Here is a 13,059-nt window from a genome sequence, read left to right on the forward strand (position 1 = left end):
CCCGGGCCCGCCGCCCGGACCTGGCCGGGCGGCGGGGGACGTACGGGATCCGCCAGGCGATCAGGCGTCGAGGTCGTCCGCGACGGCGCGCAGCACGGTTGCGATCTTCTTGGCGTGCGCGGCGTCCGGGTGCTTGCCCCGCTGGTAGGAGTTCGAGATGTCGTCGAGCAGCTTGATCAGATCCTCGACGATCACGACCATCTCGTCGGGCTTCTTCCGCTTCGCCTTGCCCTTGGTGGCCTTGGCCAGCGTCGGCGGCTGGTCGATCACCCGCACCGAGAGCGCCTGCTGTCCGCGGCGGCTCTCGGCGACACCGAACTCGACCTTCTGCCCGGGCTTGAGCGCCTCGACTCCCTTGGGCAGGGCGGAGGAATGCACGAAGACCTCACCGCCGTCGTCGCGGGTGAGGAAGCCGAAACCCTTGTCGGCGTCGTACCACTTGACCTTGCCACTCGGCACAGGGGTGACCTCGTTCAGACTGTCGTGAAGGTGATGGATGTAGGTTATGCCCACAGACAGGCCCCGTGGACCCACCCAGAGGCGATTGAAGCGTCCCATGACCAGATTGGTGTGGATCTTCCGTCGCGGCGCCGCGCGAACGCGCGAAACCCCTGCCGTACGGGCGCTCCGGCGGCCGGATGAAGGCCCCGCCCTACCATGGAGAGAATGACGGGCACGGACTTCAGCGAGTGGCTGCGCGGCCGTTCCGACGAGCGGCTGCGGGCGCTCGTGGCGGCGCGGCCCGAACTCGTGACGCCCGTCCCCGCGCACATCGACGGGCTGGCCGCGCGCGCCTGCAGCCCCTCGGCCATCGGCCGGGCGCTCGACCGGCTCGACCGGTTCTCGCTCGCCGTGCTGGAGACGCTGGCCCTGCGGCCCGGCCCCGCCGATCGTGAGACGGTGCTGTCCCTGCTCCGCCGCGCCGTTCCCGCTGATCGGGACGACGAGGCCCTCGGGTCCGCCCTCGACGCCGCGCTCGACGTGCTGACCACGCGCGCCCTCGTCTACGGGCCCGACGACGCGCTGCTGCCCGCGCCGGGCGTGGCCGACGCGCTCGAGCCCCCGGCCGCCCTGGGGCCGCCGGTCGCCGAGGTGTTCCGCCACCACCCGCCGGAACGGCTCGACGTGCTCCTGCGGGACATCGACCCGGCGTACGAGGGCGGCGGCCAAGCGGATGGGGGGCGACCGGCCGGGGAGCGGCTCGCGGCGCTGCTGGCCGACTCCGCGACGGTCGCGCGCCTCGTCGGCGAGGTCTCCCCCCAGGCGCGGGCGGCCCTGGACGAGCTCGTCTGGGGCCCGGCGAGCGGACGGCTGCCGAACGCCCGCCGGGAGGTGGACGCCGCGAGCGCCCAGTCGCCCATCGAGCAACTGCTGGCCCGCGGGCTGCTCGGCGCGACCGGGGAGGAGACCGTCGCGCTCCCCCGTGAGGTCGCCCTCGTGCTGCGCGACGGCCGGGTGCACCGCGACCTGTCCCCCGGCCCGCCCGCTTTGGAGGGGCCCGTACGCGACCAGCACCTGGCCGACCGCACGGCCGCCGGGCAGGCGTTCACGTTCGTGCGCACGGTCGAGGAGCTGTGCGAGGTGTGGAGCGTGGACCCGCCGGGCGTGCTGCGCGCGGGCGGCCTCGCCGTACGGGACCTCAGGCGGACGGCCCAGCTCCTCGACCTGCCGGAGTGGGCGGCGGGGCTGGTGGTCGAGGTCGCCCACGCGGCCGGGCTGGTCGCGGCGGGCGAGGGGGAATGGCTGCCCACGGGCGGCTACGACGGCTGGCGGATCAAGGCCACCGAGGACCGCTGGGCCGTGCTCGCCGACGCGTGGGCCGCGATGGAACGCGCGCCCGGGCTGATCGGCGAACGGGACGACCGCGACCGGCCGCTGAACGCCCTCCACCCCGACCTGCGCAGGCCGGGGGCCGCACAGACGCGGGCGCGCACGCTCGCCGTGCTGGAGTCGGCCCCGCCCGGCCTCGCGCCGACGCCCGAGTCCGTGCTGGCCCGGCTCGCCTGGGAGCAGCCCCGCCGCCGCCCCGCGCTGCGCGACCGGCTCGTACGCTTCGCGCTGCGCGAGGCGGAGCACATCGGCGTGACCGGGCTCGGCGTGCCGGCCACGCACGGCCGAGCCGTGGCCCGGGGCGACGGCACGGCGGCAGGCCTGCTGGCGCCGCTGCTGCCTGAGCCGGTCGACCACGTGCTGCTGCAGGCCGACCTCACGGCCGTGGCGCCGGGCCCGCTGACCACCGACCTCGGCCGCAGGCTCGCGCTGACGGCGGACGTGGAGAGCAAGGGCGGGGCGACGGTGTACCGCTTCTCCGAGCAGTCGGTCCGCCGGGCGCTCGACGCCGGTCATTCCGCCGACGACCTGCTCGCCGTACTGGAACGACACTCGGCCACCCCGGTCCCGCAGCCGCTGAGGTATCTGGTCACCGATGTCGCCCGCCGTCACGGCCGTATCCGGGTCGGCACGGCGTCGGCGTACATCCGGTGCGACGACCCGGCCCTGCTCGACGAGGTGCTCGCGGACAAGCGGGCCCACCTGCTGCGGCTGCGGCGGCTCGCGCCGACCGTGCTGGCTTCCAAGACGTCCAGGGCCGCGCTGGTCGACTCGCTGCGGGCGATGGGGTACGCGCCGGTGGCCGAGTCGCTGGAGGGCGACGTGGTCGTCGCGCGGGCCGACGCCCGGCGGACCGAGGGACAGCTCGCCGCCCGCGTGACCGCGAGCGCCACGCCCGACCCGGAGGTGCTCGCCGCGGCCGTGCGGGCGATGCGGGCGGGGGACTCGCGGCGGCGGCCCGTGGAGGCGCCGGAGGGCCAGGTGCCCCGCTCCCCCGCGACCGCCACGATCAGCGCACTGCAGGAGGCCATCCGGCAGGGGTCGCGGGTGTGGATCGGCTACCTCGACTCGCAGGGACACGCCACCAGCCGCATCCTCGAACCGGCCCGGATGGAGGGCGGCTACCTCACCGCGTACGACGAGACCCGGGCGACGGTCCACCGCTTCGCCTTGCACCGCATCACCGGCATCGCCGAGATCGGCCGATGACATATCCGTGGTAAATCTTGAGGTCTCCCGTAGTAAAGGATTTCAGGGTGACGACTCCAGAGCAGCCGGGGCAGGGACCCCAGGATTGGCAGACCCCGTCCAATCCCTATGGACCGCCGTCCGGCTCCAACCCCTACGGACAGCAGCAGTACGGGCCGTACGGCCCGCCGCCGGGACCCGACCCCAACCAGCAGTACGGGCAATACGGCCAGTACGGCCAGCCGGGGCAGTACGGGCAGCCTGGCCAGTACGGTCAGCCGGGACCGAATCCCTATCAGCAGCAGTACGGCTACTACCCGCCCGGCGGTTACCCGCCGAGGCAGGAGGGCCCGCGCACGCACGCGATCGTGGCCCTCGTCATCAGCCTCGTGCTGGCCTTGAGCTGCTACATCTCCCTGGGCGGCATCGCCGGGGCGATCCTGTCCGGGATCGCGCTGAGCAAGGTGGACATCGCGCCGGACCAGTCCCGCAGGCTGCTTAAGTGGACGTGGATCGCCATCGGCATCAACGTCGTCCTGTTCGTGATCGGGATCGGCGCGGTCATCTGGGCCGGGGTCAACGGCTACCTCGACGACTGATTCCCGCGACTGGGACTGATTCGGCCCGGCCTCGTGTTTGATATGCGGTAGCCGTACGAGGGGGAGCAGGCATTGAGTGACGGGCCTCTGATCGTCCAGTCGGACAAGACGCTGCTGCTGGAGGTCGACCACCCGAGGGCGGGCGAGTGCCGCAAGGCCATCGCCCCGTTCGCCGAACTCGAACGCGCGCCCGAGCACGTCCACACCTACCGGATCACCCCGCTCGCGCTGTGGAACGCCCGGGCCGCCGGGCACGACGCCGAGCAGGTGGTCGACGCGCTGATCGGCTTCAGCCGCTATCCCGTGCCGCACGCGCTGCTCGTGGACGTCGCCGAGACCATGGCGCGGTACGGCAGGCTGCGGCTGGAGAAGCACCCCATCCACGGCCTGGTGCTCACCAGCACCGACCGCGCCGTGCTGGAGGAGGTGCTGCGTTCCAAAAAGATCCAGCCGCTGGTCGGGGAGCGCCACGGCGCCGACATCGTGGCCGTGCACCCCTCGGAGCGCGGCAACATCAAGCAGACGCTGCTCAAGCTCGGCTGGCCGGCCGAGGACCTGGCCGGATACGTCGACGGCGAGCACCACCCCATCGACCTGCGCGAGGACGGCTGGTCGCTGCGGCCTTACCAGAAGGAGGCGGCCGACGCGTTCTGGCACGGCGGCTCCGGCGTCGTGGTGCTGCCGTGCGGCGCGGGCAAGACGATCGTGGGCGCGGCGGCCATGGCGCACGCCCGCGCGACCACGCTGATCCTGGTCACCAACACGGTCTCGGCCCACCAGTGGAAGCAGGAGCTGCTCAAGCGCACCTCGCTGACCGAGGACGAGATCGGCGAGTACACCGGCACCAAGAAGGAGATCCGCCCGGTCACGATCGCCACCTACCAGGTCATGACGACCCGGCGGCAGGGCACCTACCGGCACCTTGAGCTGTTCGACGCCCGCGACTGGGGCCTCGTCGTCTACGACGAGGTCCACCTGCTGCCCGCGCCGATCTTCCGGATGACCGCCGACCTGCAGGCCCGCCGGCGCATCGGCCTCACCGCCACGCTCGTGCGCGAGGACGGCCGGGAGGGCGACGTCTTCTCGCTCATCGGGCCGAAGCGCTACGACGCGCCCTGGAAGGAGATGGAGAACCAGGGCTACATCGCCCCCGCCGAGTGCGTCGAGGTGCGGGTGACGCTCGGCGACGACGAGCGGCTGGCCTACGCCATGGCCGAGAGCGACGAGCGCTACCGGTTCTGCTCGACCACGCCGGCCAAGACGAGGGTGACCGAGGCGCTGGTGCGGCGGCACGCGGACGAGCAGGTGCTGGTCATCGGGCAGTACATCGACCAGCTCGACGAGCTGGGCGAGCACCTGAACGCGCCGGTCATCAAGGGCGAGACCAAGGTCAAGGAGCGCGAGCGCCTGTTCCAGGCGTTCCGCGACAAGGAGATCCGGGTGCTGGTGGTCTCGAAGGTCGCCAACTTCTCCATCGACCTGCCCGAGGCGGCCGTGGCGATCCAGGTCTCCGGCACGTTCGGCTCGCGCCAGGAGGAGGCCCAGCGGCTCGGCCGGGTGCTGCGCCCCAAGGCGGACGGCGGCGGCGCGCGGTTCTACTCGGTGGTCAGCCGCGACACGGTCGATCAGGAGTTCGCCGCGCACCGGCAGCGGTTCCTGGCCGAGCAGGGGTACGCCTACAACATCATCGACGCCGACGACGTGGGCGAGGAGGACCCGGCGCGCTGACCTCCCCGGGTCACGTACGCCGCCGGGCGCGGTAGGCGCTGGCCTTGGCCCGGTTCTGGCACGACAGGTCGCAGAAGCGGCGCGAGGCGTTGCGCGTGGTGTCGAAGAAGACCAGGGAGCACGTCGCGGCCTGGCACGCGCCGAGCCGCGCCCCCTGGCCGACCCCGATGACCATGGCCAGCGCGGTGCCCATGTCGGCGGCCCAGGCGTCCACGAGCGTCGCCTCCGGCCGGTGAAAGGCGAGCTGGAGCGGCTTTCCTGGGTCGCCGTGCAGGGTGGGCACGGCGCCGTGCCGCGCCAGGAGGTCGTTGAGCCGCGCGGCGGCCTCGGGCAGGCGGTCCCCCGCGCCGTACAGCGGGTGAAGCTCGGCGGCGACCTCCGCGAGCCGGTCGGCGTCGGCCGCCGTGAGAGCGCTCGGAGGGCGACCGGCGGCGGCGAGGCCGGCCTCGATCGCGGCCAGCCGTTCGCCGCCCGTTTGCGGCGGTGTGACATGACGCCCGTGCGACGCGTCGACGGCCAGGACGTTCACCAGGAGGACGGCGAGCTCCGCCCTACTCCCGACATAACTGTCTATCTCTGGTTGACCAGTGATGCGCCACGGCTCTATCGTCACTGTCGTAGCTTACCTAGACAGTGAGGTTTGAGGCATGTCCGTACGCCTGGCCCGCACCATGTGGCACCAGATCGAGCCGGTCCACGCCACGCTCTACTACAGCCCGGAGGCATTCGAGGAGGCCGCCGCGCTCGGCTACGACGTCACGACGCGCTGGCCGAGCTACTTCGCCTGGCGCACGGCGCCGCTGGGCGCGGCGGGACCCGCGCTGGTCGCCGCGACCTACTACAGCTTCAGCCCGAGCATGATCGCGCAGTATGTGCCGGGCGCCTGGGAGACCGCGACGCCCGCACAGGTGCTCGACGCGCGGCTGCGGGCGATGGACCGGACGTTACGAGGGCTCCTCGGCGACCGGATCGACGAAGGTCTCAAGGAGGCGGCCGAGCTGGCGATCAGGGCGGCGGAGAGCGTGGACGTCGCCCACCGGCCGCTCGCCGCGGCCAACCTCGACCTCCCCTGGCCGGAGGAACCGCACCTCGCGCTGTGGCAGGCGTACACGGTGCTGCGCGAGCACCGCGGCGACGGGCACCTGACGGCCCTGCACGCCGCCGGTCTGGACGCCTGCGAGGCCCTGGTCTCCTTCGCCGCGGTCGGGGCGGCTCCGGCGGAGAACTTCGCCGGGCGCGGCTGGGGCGACGAGGAATGGTCCGCCGCGCGCGACCGGCTCGCCGCACGCGGGCTGATCGACGACGAGGGGACGGCCACCCCGGCGGGGCGGGCGCTGCGCGACCAGGTCGAGCGCATGACCGACGAGCTGGCGGCAGGCCCGTGGCGGGCGCTCGGCGAGGCGGGGGCCGAGCGGCTGGCCGAGCTCAACCGGCCGTTGCTCGGGGCCGTGTTCGAGTCGGGCCTGCTGCCCGCCGTCACCACGCTCGGCATCGGCAAGATCCAGGCTCCCGAGTAAGGGGCGGCCGGCCACCCACACGGCCGGCGCTCAGCGCGGGGTGTCCGCGACGTCGGCCGGGCCGGTCACCGCGCCGGAAGAAAGCTCCGGTCCTCGGCGAAGCCCGCTCCGCTCCCCGAGCCCGGTGAACGTGCGTGGACATGACCTAGGTCCAGGAGATGCCCTTGGGCCTTGTCACCACATCACCCCCTCGCGCCTTACCCTCACATGATGCAGTCGTGATGGCGGCAATACCCAGCAGACAAGACGAATCACGCAATATACGCATTTTTCGTCTTACTCCTGGTTTCTCGCTGCCTGTTACCTCGCCCGCCGGTGAGCGCTCACGGCTCACATAACGCGGCACATCAGGACAAATCACCCCACTGCATACTGTTTCCCCGGCGGCCTGACGATGGAGCGCTCCATCGTCGCCGCCGCAAAGCTTCACGTGCCGGTCATCGGGAGGCGGTCACTGGGCGGCCAGGCCGCCGACGAACAGCACCGCCAGCGCGATGACCCAGACCGCCACCGCGACGCCGTACAGGGACTCGCGCCTGGCGAGCCAGGCGACCCCGGTGGCGCACGCCGCGACCACCCCGACCATCACGGACAGCGCGATCACCGAGGCGATCCGGTCCGCGCAGTCCGGCGACGCTCCCAGGCTCGTCGTGCAGAAGGCCTGTCTGCTCCAGTCGCCGAAGACCGCGAACCCCCATAGCGTGGCGAGCAGCAGGCTCGCCGCCGCCGGGATCGCCGGAGGAACCACGGTGCGCGTCACCCGGGTTCAGATACCCGCTCCGGGAAACGGCGACACGCGAGAGAAATACCGTTTCGGCATCGCGGTGCCCATCGCTAAGCTCTTGTGCTTCCCGCTTCCACCAGTCCTGTCCCCGTCATGCCCGGAGGAGCTTCCGCATGCCCGGAAATGTGCTCGAAGCCGAGCGCGCCCATCTCGCGGCCTCCCGCGCCGCACTGCGAGCGATGCGCGAGCACGCGCAGTCGCTGTCGGCGGACGCCGCCGGCGACTGGGTGTCCCAGCAGGTTCTGCAGGGCCTGCTCGACCAGCGAGTGGCCGCACTGGCCGACCACCCCGACGCGCCGCTGTTCTTCGGCCGGTTGGACCGCGCGGCCGACGACGACCTGCCGAGCATGGTCTACGTCGGCCGCAGGCACGTCCACGACGAGAGCAGCCGGCCCCTCGTGATCGACTGGCGCGCCCCGATCTCGCGCGCCTTCTACCAGGCCAGTCCCGCCGACCCCATGGGGGTGGCGCTGCGCCGCAGGTTCGGCTACCAGGGCGGCGACCTCACCGCGTACGAGGACGAACCTCTCGACGGCAGGGCGCTCGGGCAGAGCAGGCTGCTGACCGAGGAGATCGAGCGGCCCCGCACCGGCCCGATGCGGGACATCGTGGCGACCATCCAGCCCGACCAGGACGAGATCGTCCGCGCCGACCTCGGCGTGACCGTCTGCGTGCAGGGCGCGCCGGGCACCGGCAAGACGGCCGTGGGCCTGCACCGCGCGGCCTACCTGCTGTTCACCCACCGCGAGAAGCTGTCGCGCTCGGGCGTGACGATCGTCGGGCCCAACCGGGCCTTCCTCTCCTACATCTCCTCGGTGCTGCCCGCGCTCGGCGAGGTCAAGGTCGACCAGACGACGGTGGCCGGCGTCCTGGGCGACCACGCCCATCCCGAGGACCCCGCGGCGGCGGCCGTGAAGGGCGACGCCCGCATGGCCGAGGTCGTCAAGCGCGCGCTGTGGCTGCACGTCACCAAGCCGGCCGAAGGGGTGCTGTTCACCAAGGGCATCAACCGCTACCGGGTGCCCGATCACGAGGTCCGCGAGATCGTCGCCTCGCTGCGCGGCACGACGAGGTACGGCCCGGGCCGCGCCACCCTGGCCCAGCGGCTCGCCCACGCCGTGCTCGTGCAGATGGAACGGCGCGGCGAGTCGCCCGACGACCGGGTGCAGGACGCGGTGGCCCGGTCGAAGCCGGTCAAGGCCGTGCTGGACGCCGTCTGGCCGAAGCTCACCCCCGAGCAGGTGCTGTTCCGGTTGCTGTCGGACCCCGAGTTCCTGGCCCAGGCGGCCCGGTCGGACCTCTCGCCGGAGGAGCAGCAGCTCATCGTGTGGCGCAAGCCGTACAAGTCGCACCGGTCGGCCAAGTGGACGGCCGCCGACGCGGCGCTGCTGGACGAACTCGGCGACCTGATCGAGCGGACGCCGTCGCAGGGACACCTCGTGGTGGACGAGGCGCAGGACCTGTCGGCGATGCAGTTGCGCGCGCTCGGACGCCGCTGCCGCACCGGCTCGGCGACCGTGCTCGGCGACCTCGCCCAGGGCACCACGCCCTGGTCGGCGCGTTCGTGGAAGACCGTGCTCGACCACCTCGGCCAGCCCTCGGGCGAGGTCACCGAGCTCACGCTGGGCTTCCGCGTGCCCCGCGAGGTCCTCGACTTCGCCGCGCGGCTGCTGCCCTCCGTCGCGCCGGAGCTCGCCCCGCCGCGCTCACTGCGTCCCGGCGCCGGCTCCCTGTCCGTACGCCGAGAGAGCGACGTCGCCGCCGCCCTCCCCGAGGCCGTACGGCAGGCCCTCGCGCAGGAGGGCTCCATCGGGGTCATCGCGGCGGACCCCGGCCTTCCCGCGCTCTCCGCGGCCCTGGAGGCCGCCGCGGTGCCGCACACGGTGCTCGGCCCCGACTCGACGGGCGACGACCGGGTGCTGCTGGTGCCGGCGACGCTCGCCAAGGGCCTGGAGTACGACCACGTGATCGTGGCCGAGCCGGCCGCGATCGCGGAGGCCGAGGAGCGCGGCCTCGCCCGCCTCTACGTGGTCCTCACCCGGGCGGTAACGTCACTGACCGTCCTGCACAACCGCGACCTTCCCGAGGAGCTGCGATGACCTCCCCCGGCGTACGCGTCCGCCACGGAGCGCTCGACGACGTCCCGGCCCTGCTGCGGTTCTGGCTGGAGGCCGCGGAGAACACCGACAGGCACGACGACTCCGGCAAGGTCGTGGCCCTGATCGAGCGCGATCCCGAGGCGCTGCTCATCGCCGAGATCGACGGCCGCATGGTCGGCACGCTCATCGCCGGGTGGGACGGCTGGCGCGCCCACCTCTACCGGCTCGCCGTGGACCCCGCCCACCGGCGCATGGGCATCGGATCGCTGCTGATCCAGGCCGCCGAGGAGCGGTTCCGGAAGTTCGGCGCGTTCCGTGCCGACGCGATGGTCCTGCACGACAACGCCCTGGCGCACCACGCCTGGACATCGGCGGGCTACACGATGCAGACCGACTGCGCCCGCTGGGTCAGGCGCCTCACCTGAGGCGCACAACGGGAAAGGGCGGCTCCCCCGAGGGGGAACCGCCCTTCCGTTGAGACGAAGCAGGCAGATGGATCAGAAGTCCATGTCGCCGCCGCCGGGCATGGCGGGGGCCTTCTCCTTCTCGGGCTTCTCGGCGATGACGGCCTCGGTGGTCAGGAACAGCGCCGCGATGGACGCCGCGTTCTGCAGCGCCGAGCGGGTGACCTTGGCCGGGTCGATGATGCCGGACTCGAACATGTTGACGTACTCGCCGGTCGCGGCGTTGAGGCCCTCACCAGCCGGGAGGTTGCGGACCTTCTCCACCACGACGCCGCCCTCGAGGCCGGCGTTGACGGCGATCTGCTTCAGCGGCTCCTCGAGGGCCTTGCGGACGATCGCGGCACCGGTGGCCTCGTCGCCGTTGACCTCGAGCTTGTCGAACGCGTTGGCGCCGGCCTGCAGCAGGGCCACGCCACCGCCGGGGACGATGCCCTCCTCGACCGCGGCCTTCGCGTTGCGGACGGCGTCCTCGATGCGGTGCTTGCGCTCCTTGAGCTCGACCTCGGTGGCCGCGCCGGCCTTGATGACGGCGACGCCGCCGGCCAGCTTGGCGAGGCGCTCCTGGAGCTTCTCGCGGTCGTAGTCGGAGTCGGTGCGCTCGATCTCGGCGCGGATCTCGTTGACCCGGCCGGCGATCTGCTCGGCGTCACCGGCGCCGTCGACGATCGTGGTCTCGTCCTTGGTGATGACGACCTTGCGGGCGCGGCCGAGCAGGTCGAGGGTGGCGTTCTCGAGCTTGAGGCCGACCTCCTCGGAGATGACCTGGCCACCGGTGAGGATGGCGATGTCGCCCAGCATGGCCTTGCGGCGGTCGCCGAAGCCCGGAGCCTTGACGGCCACGGACTTGAACAGGCCGCGGATCTTGTTGACGACCAGGGTGGCCAGGGCCTCGCCCTCGACGTCCTCGGCGATGATGACCAGCGGCTTGCCGGACTGCACGACCTTGTCGAGCAGCGGCAGCAGGTCCTTGTTCGCCGAGACCTTGGAGTTGACGATCAGGATGTACGGGTCCTCGAAGACCGCCTCCATGCGCTCGGGGTCGGTCACGAAGTAGCCGGACACGTAGCCCTTGTCGAAGCGCATGCCCTCGGTGAGCTCCAGCTCCAGGCCGAAGGTGTTGCTCTCCTCGACGGTGATGACGCCTTCCTTGCCCACCTTGTCCATCGCCTCGGCGATGAGGGCGCCGATCTCGGTGTCGGCGGCGGAGATGGAGGCGGTGGAGGCGATCTGCTCCTTGGTCTCCACGTCCTTGGCGAGCTTCGACAGCTCCTCGCTGACGCGCTCGACGGCGGCCTCGATGCCCTTCTTCAGCGCCATCGGGTTGGCGCCGGCGGCCACGTTGCGCAGACCCTCGCGGACCAGCGCCTGGGCGAGCACGGTAGCCGTCGTGGTGCCGTCACCGGCGACGTCGTCGGTCTTCTTCGCGACTTCCTTGACGAGCTCGGCGCCGATCTTCTCCCACGGGTCCTCGAGCTCGATCTCCTTGGCGATGGAGACACCGTCGTTGGTGATCGTGGGGGCGCCCCACTTCTTCTCCAGCACGACGTTGCGGCCCTTGGGGCCGAGGGTCACCTTCACGGCGTCGGCGAGCTGGTTCATACCGCGCTCGAGACCGCGCCGGGCGTCCTCGTCAAACGCGATCATCTTGGCTGCCATTAGGCTAGACCTCCCAGTAGCAGGGTGTCTTCAACGGACCGAGCCGACGCCCGCGACGGCGCGGACCCGCTATCCCTGCGCGGGCCCCATCGCCCCGATCCCGGTTGTTGTCACTCTCGACCTCAGAGTGCCAAACAAGTATTTAGCACTCTACCCCTGCGAGTGCAAGCGGAAGCCTCGCTGACCAGCTTGGACGTTATGTCCAGATCAGCGAGCCGATGGCAAGCGGGAGACACCAGGCGAGCCCAGGGGGCGCGCCTCCGGCCCGAACGCGCCCGAAGCAGCCGAGCGACGCGAGGCAAAGAAGCACAGCGACCAAGCACGGCGAGGGCGGCGTTCATGGCGCGCCTCCGGCACGACCCGGCGGGTGTGGGCACCCCGATGGCGAAGCGGGCGACACGGCAAGCGGAAGGCCCGGCACGCGGGATCCGCGGCCGGGCCTTCCAAGGTCGATGACGGGATCAGACGGCCCGTACGGCCTCCGCCTGCGGGCCCTTCTGACCCTGCGTGATGTCGAACTCAACCCGCTGACCCTGCTCGAGGGCCTTGTAGCCGTCCATCAGGATTGCCGAGTAATGGACGAACACGTCCTTACCACCGTCTACCGCGATGAAGCCGTAGCCCTTGTCCGCGTTAAACCATTTGACGGTGCCCTGCGCCACTTCCGACTCCTCTTGCTGGGCTGGGGACCACACCCAAGAAGCCCCCGGTTTTGTCGATCGTCCTCGACCATACCCGTGTCAAGGCGTAGGACAACAGAGTCAATCCGCAAACTACTACTTGGCGTTCGCTCAAAGCGGGATCGAAGAATATTCACTTTGCTGTTGAATAGTTGAGAGCTACACCGTTTGCCATGGCTTCGCATGACTTCTTCATCGATAGAAGCGCATGTCAGGTGCTCGGCCCCGGCGCGGCGACTCAGCCTCCGGCGACGGCGGGGATGACCGAAATCTGCACCCCGTCCGGCGTGGCGGTGTCCAGACCATCGGCGAATCGGACATCCTCTTCCCCGACGTAGACGTTGACAAAACGCCGGATCTTACCCGTCTCGTCCAGGATGCGCCCGCCGATGCCGGGGTAGTCCGCGTCCAGCTTCTGCAGGACCTCGCGGAGCGTTCCCCCCTCCCCGCTCACCTCCGCGGCGCCGTTGGTGTACGTCCGGAGAATCGTCGGAATCCGCACGGAAACGCTCAT

Annotated in this window: 12 protein-coding genes; 6 read left to right on the forward strand and 6 right to left on the reverse strand. The window is 71.4% G+C overall.

The window, feature by feature from the left end; all coding sequences use genetic code 11:
* Positions 1–60: 60 nt before the first annotated feature.
* Positions 61–459: a cold-shock protein gene (locus tag QSK36_RS36725; protein WP_139578704.1), complete on the reverse strand. Its 399-nt coding sequence runs from the start codon at positions 457–459 to the stop codon at positions 61–63.
* Positions 460–666: 207 nt separating this feature from the next.
* Here QSK36_RS36725 and QSK36_RS36730 point away from each other — a divergent pair, with 207 nt between their 5' ends.
* From QSK36_RS36730 to QSK36_RS36740, 3 genes are all read left to right on the forward strand, one after another.
* Complete coding sequence (locus QSK36_RS36730; RefSeq protein WP_285785571.1) at positions 667–3,039, forward strand: helicase-associated domain-containing protein; 2,373 nt, start codon at positions 667–669, stop codon at positions 3,037–3,039.
* Positions 3,040–3,086: 47 nt separating this feature from the next.
* Entirely contained in the window at positions 3,087–3,617 is a 531-nt protein-coding gene (locus QSK36_RS36735; protein WP_285785572.1) for a hypothetical protein, read from the forward strand.
* Between the two features lie 72 nt (positions 3,618–3,689).
* On the forward strand, positions 3,690–5,345 hold the full coding sequence (locus QSK36_RS36740) for a DNA repair helicase XPB (RefSeq protein WP_183543026.1): 1,656 nt from the start codon (positions 3,690–3,692) through the stop codon (positions 5,343–5,345).
* Positions 5,346–5,355: 10 nt separating this feature from the next.
* On the opposite strand, the gene QSK36_RS36745 is transcribed toward QSK36_RS36740, so the two are convergent.
* Entirely contained in the window at positions 5,356–5,874 is a 519-nt protein-coding gene (locus tag QSK36_RS36745; RefSeq protein WP_285785573.1) for a CGNR zinc finger domain-containing protein, read from the reverse strand.
* Between the two features lie 118 nt (positions 5,875–5,992).
* Between QSK36_RS36745 and QSK36_RS36750 the strand changes: the two genes are divergently transcribed.
* A complete protein-coding gene (locus tag QSK36_RS36750; protein WP_285785574.1) occupies positions 5,993–6,862 on the forward strand; it encodes an SCO6745 family protein in 870 nt (289 codons plus the stop codon).
* A 451-nt stretch (positions 6,863–7,313) separates the two neighbouring features.
* Here the strand turns inward: QSK36_RS36750 and QSK36_RS36755 are convergent, their stop codons facing one another.
* On the reverse strand, positions 7,314–7,622 hold the full coding sequence (locus QSK36_RS36755; protein WP_285785575.1) for a hypothetical protein: 309 nt from the start codon (positions 7,620–7,622) through the stop codon (positions 7,314–7,316).
* Between the two features lie 137 nt (positions 7,623–7,759).
* Here QSK36_RS36755 and QSK36_RS36760 point away from each other — a divergent pair, with 137 nt between their 5' ends.
* Positions 7,760–9,745, forward strand: a complete 1,986-nt coding sequence (locus QSK36_RS36760) for a HelD family protein (RefSeq protein WP_285785576.1) — start codon at positions 7,760–7,762, stop codon at positions 9,743–9,745.
* Complete coding sequence (locus QSK36_RS36765; protein ID WP_183543033.1) at positions 9,742–10,170, forward strand: GNAT family N-acetyltransferase; 429 nt, start codon at positions 9,742–9,744, stop codon at positions 10,168–10,170. Before QSK36_RS36760 ends, QSK36_RS36765 begins: the two co-directional genes overlap by 4 nt.
* A gap of 72 nt (positions 10,171–10,242) precedes the next feature.
* Here QSK36_RS36765 and groL read toward each other — a convergent pair whose 3' ends face one another.
* From groL to QSK36_RS36780, 3 genes are all read right to left on the reverse strand, one after another.
* Entirely contained in the window at positions 10,243–11,865 is a 1,623-nt protein-coding gene (gene groL / locus QSK36_RS36770) for a chaperonin GroEL (RefSeq protein WP_183543035.1), read from the reverse strand.
* 461 nt (positions 11,866–12,326) lie between these two features.
* Positions 12,327–12,527 (reverse strand): cold-shock protein, encoded by a 201-nt coding sequence (locus tag QSK36_RS36775; RefSeq protein WP_079319298.1) that lies wholly within the window; start codon positions 12,525–12,527, stop codon positions 12,327–12,329.
* Between the two features lie 256 nt (positions 12,528–12,783).
* The gene (locus QSK36_RS36780) at positions 12,784–13,059 is read right to left on the reverse strand and encodes a MoaD/ThiS family protein (protein WP_030509193.1); all 276 of its coding nucleotides are present in this window, start codon (positions 13,057–13,059) and stop codon (positions 12,784–12,786) included.

This window comes from Microbispora sp. NBRC 16548 (genome assembly GCF_030268985.1).
Taxonomy (GTDB): domain Bacteria; phylum Actinomycetota; class Actinomycetes; order Streptosporangiales; family Streptosporangiaceae; genus Microbispora; species Microbispora catharanthi.

What these genes read in the sequence shown, in the direction of transcription:
- QSK36_RS36730 (WP_285785571.1), top strand. Translation starts at nt 667, where the DNA reads ATGACGGGCACGGACTTCAGCGAGTGGCTGCGCGGCCGTTCCGACGAG.
- QSK36_RS36750 (WP_285785574.1), top strand. Translation starts at nt 5,993, where the DNA reads ATGTCCGTACGCCTGGCCCGCACCATGTGGCACCAGATCGAGCCGGTC.
- QSK36_RS36760 (WP_285785576.1), top strand. Translation starts at nt 7,760, where the DNA reads ATGCCCGGAAATGTGCTCGAAGCCGAGCGCGCCCATCTCGCGGCCTCC.
- QSK36_RS36765 (WP_183543033.1), top strand. Translation starts at nt 9,742, where the DNA reads ATGACCTCCCCCGGCGTACGCGTCCGCCACGGAGCGCTCGACGACGTC.
- groL (WP_183543035.1), bottom strand. Translation starts at nt 11,865, where the DNA reads ATGGCAGCCAAGATGATCGCGTTTGACGAGGACGCCCGGCGCGGTCTC.
- QSK36_RS36780 (WP_030509193.1), bottom strand. Translation starts at nt 13,059, where the DNA reads ATGAGCGTTTCCGTGCGGATTCCGACGATTCTCCGGACGTACACCAAC.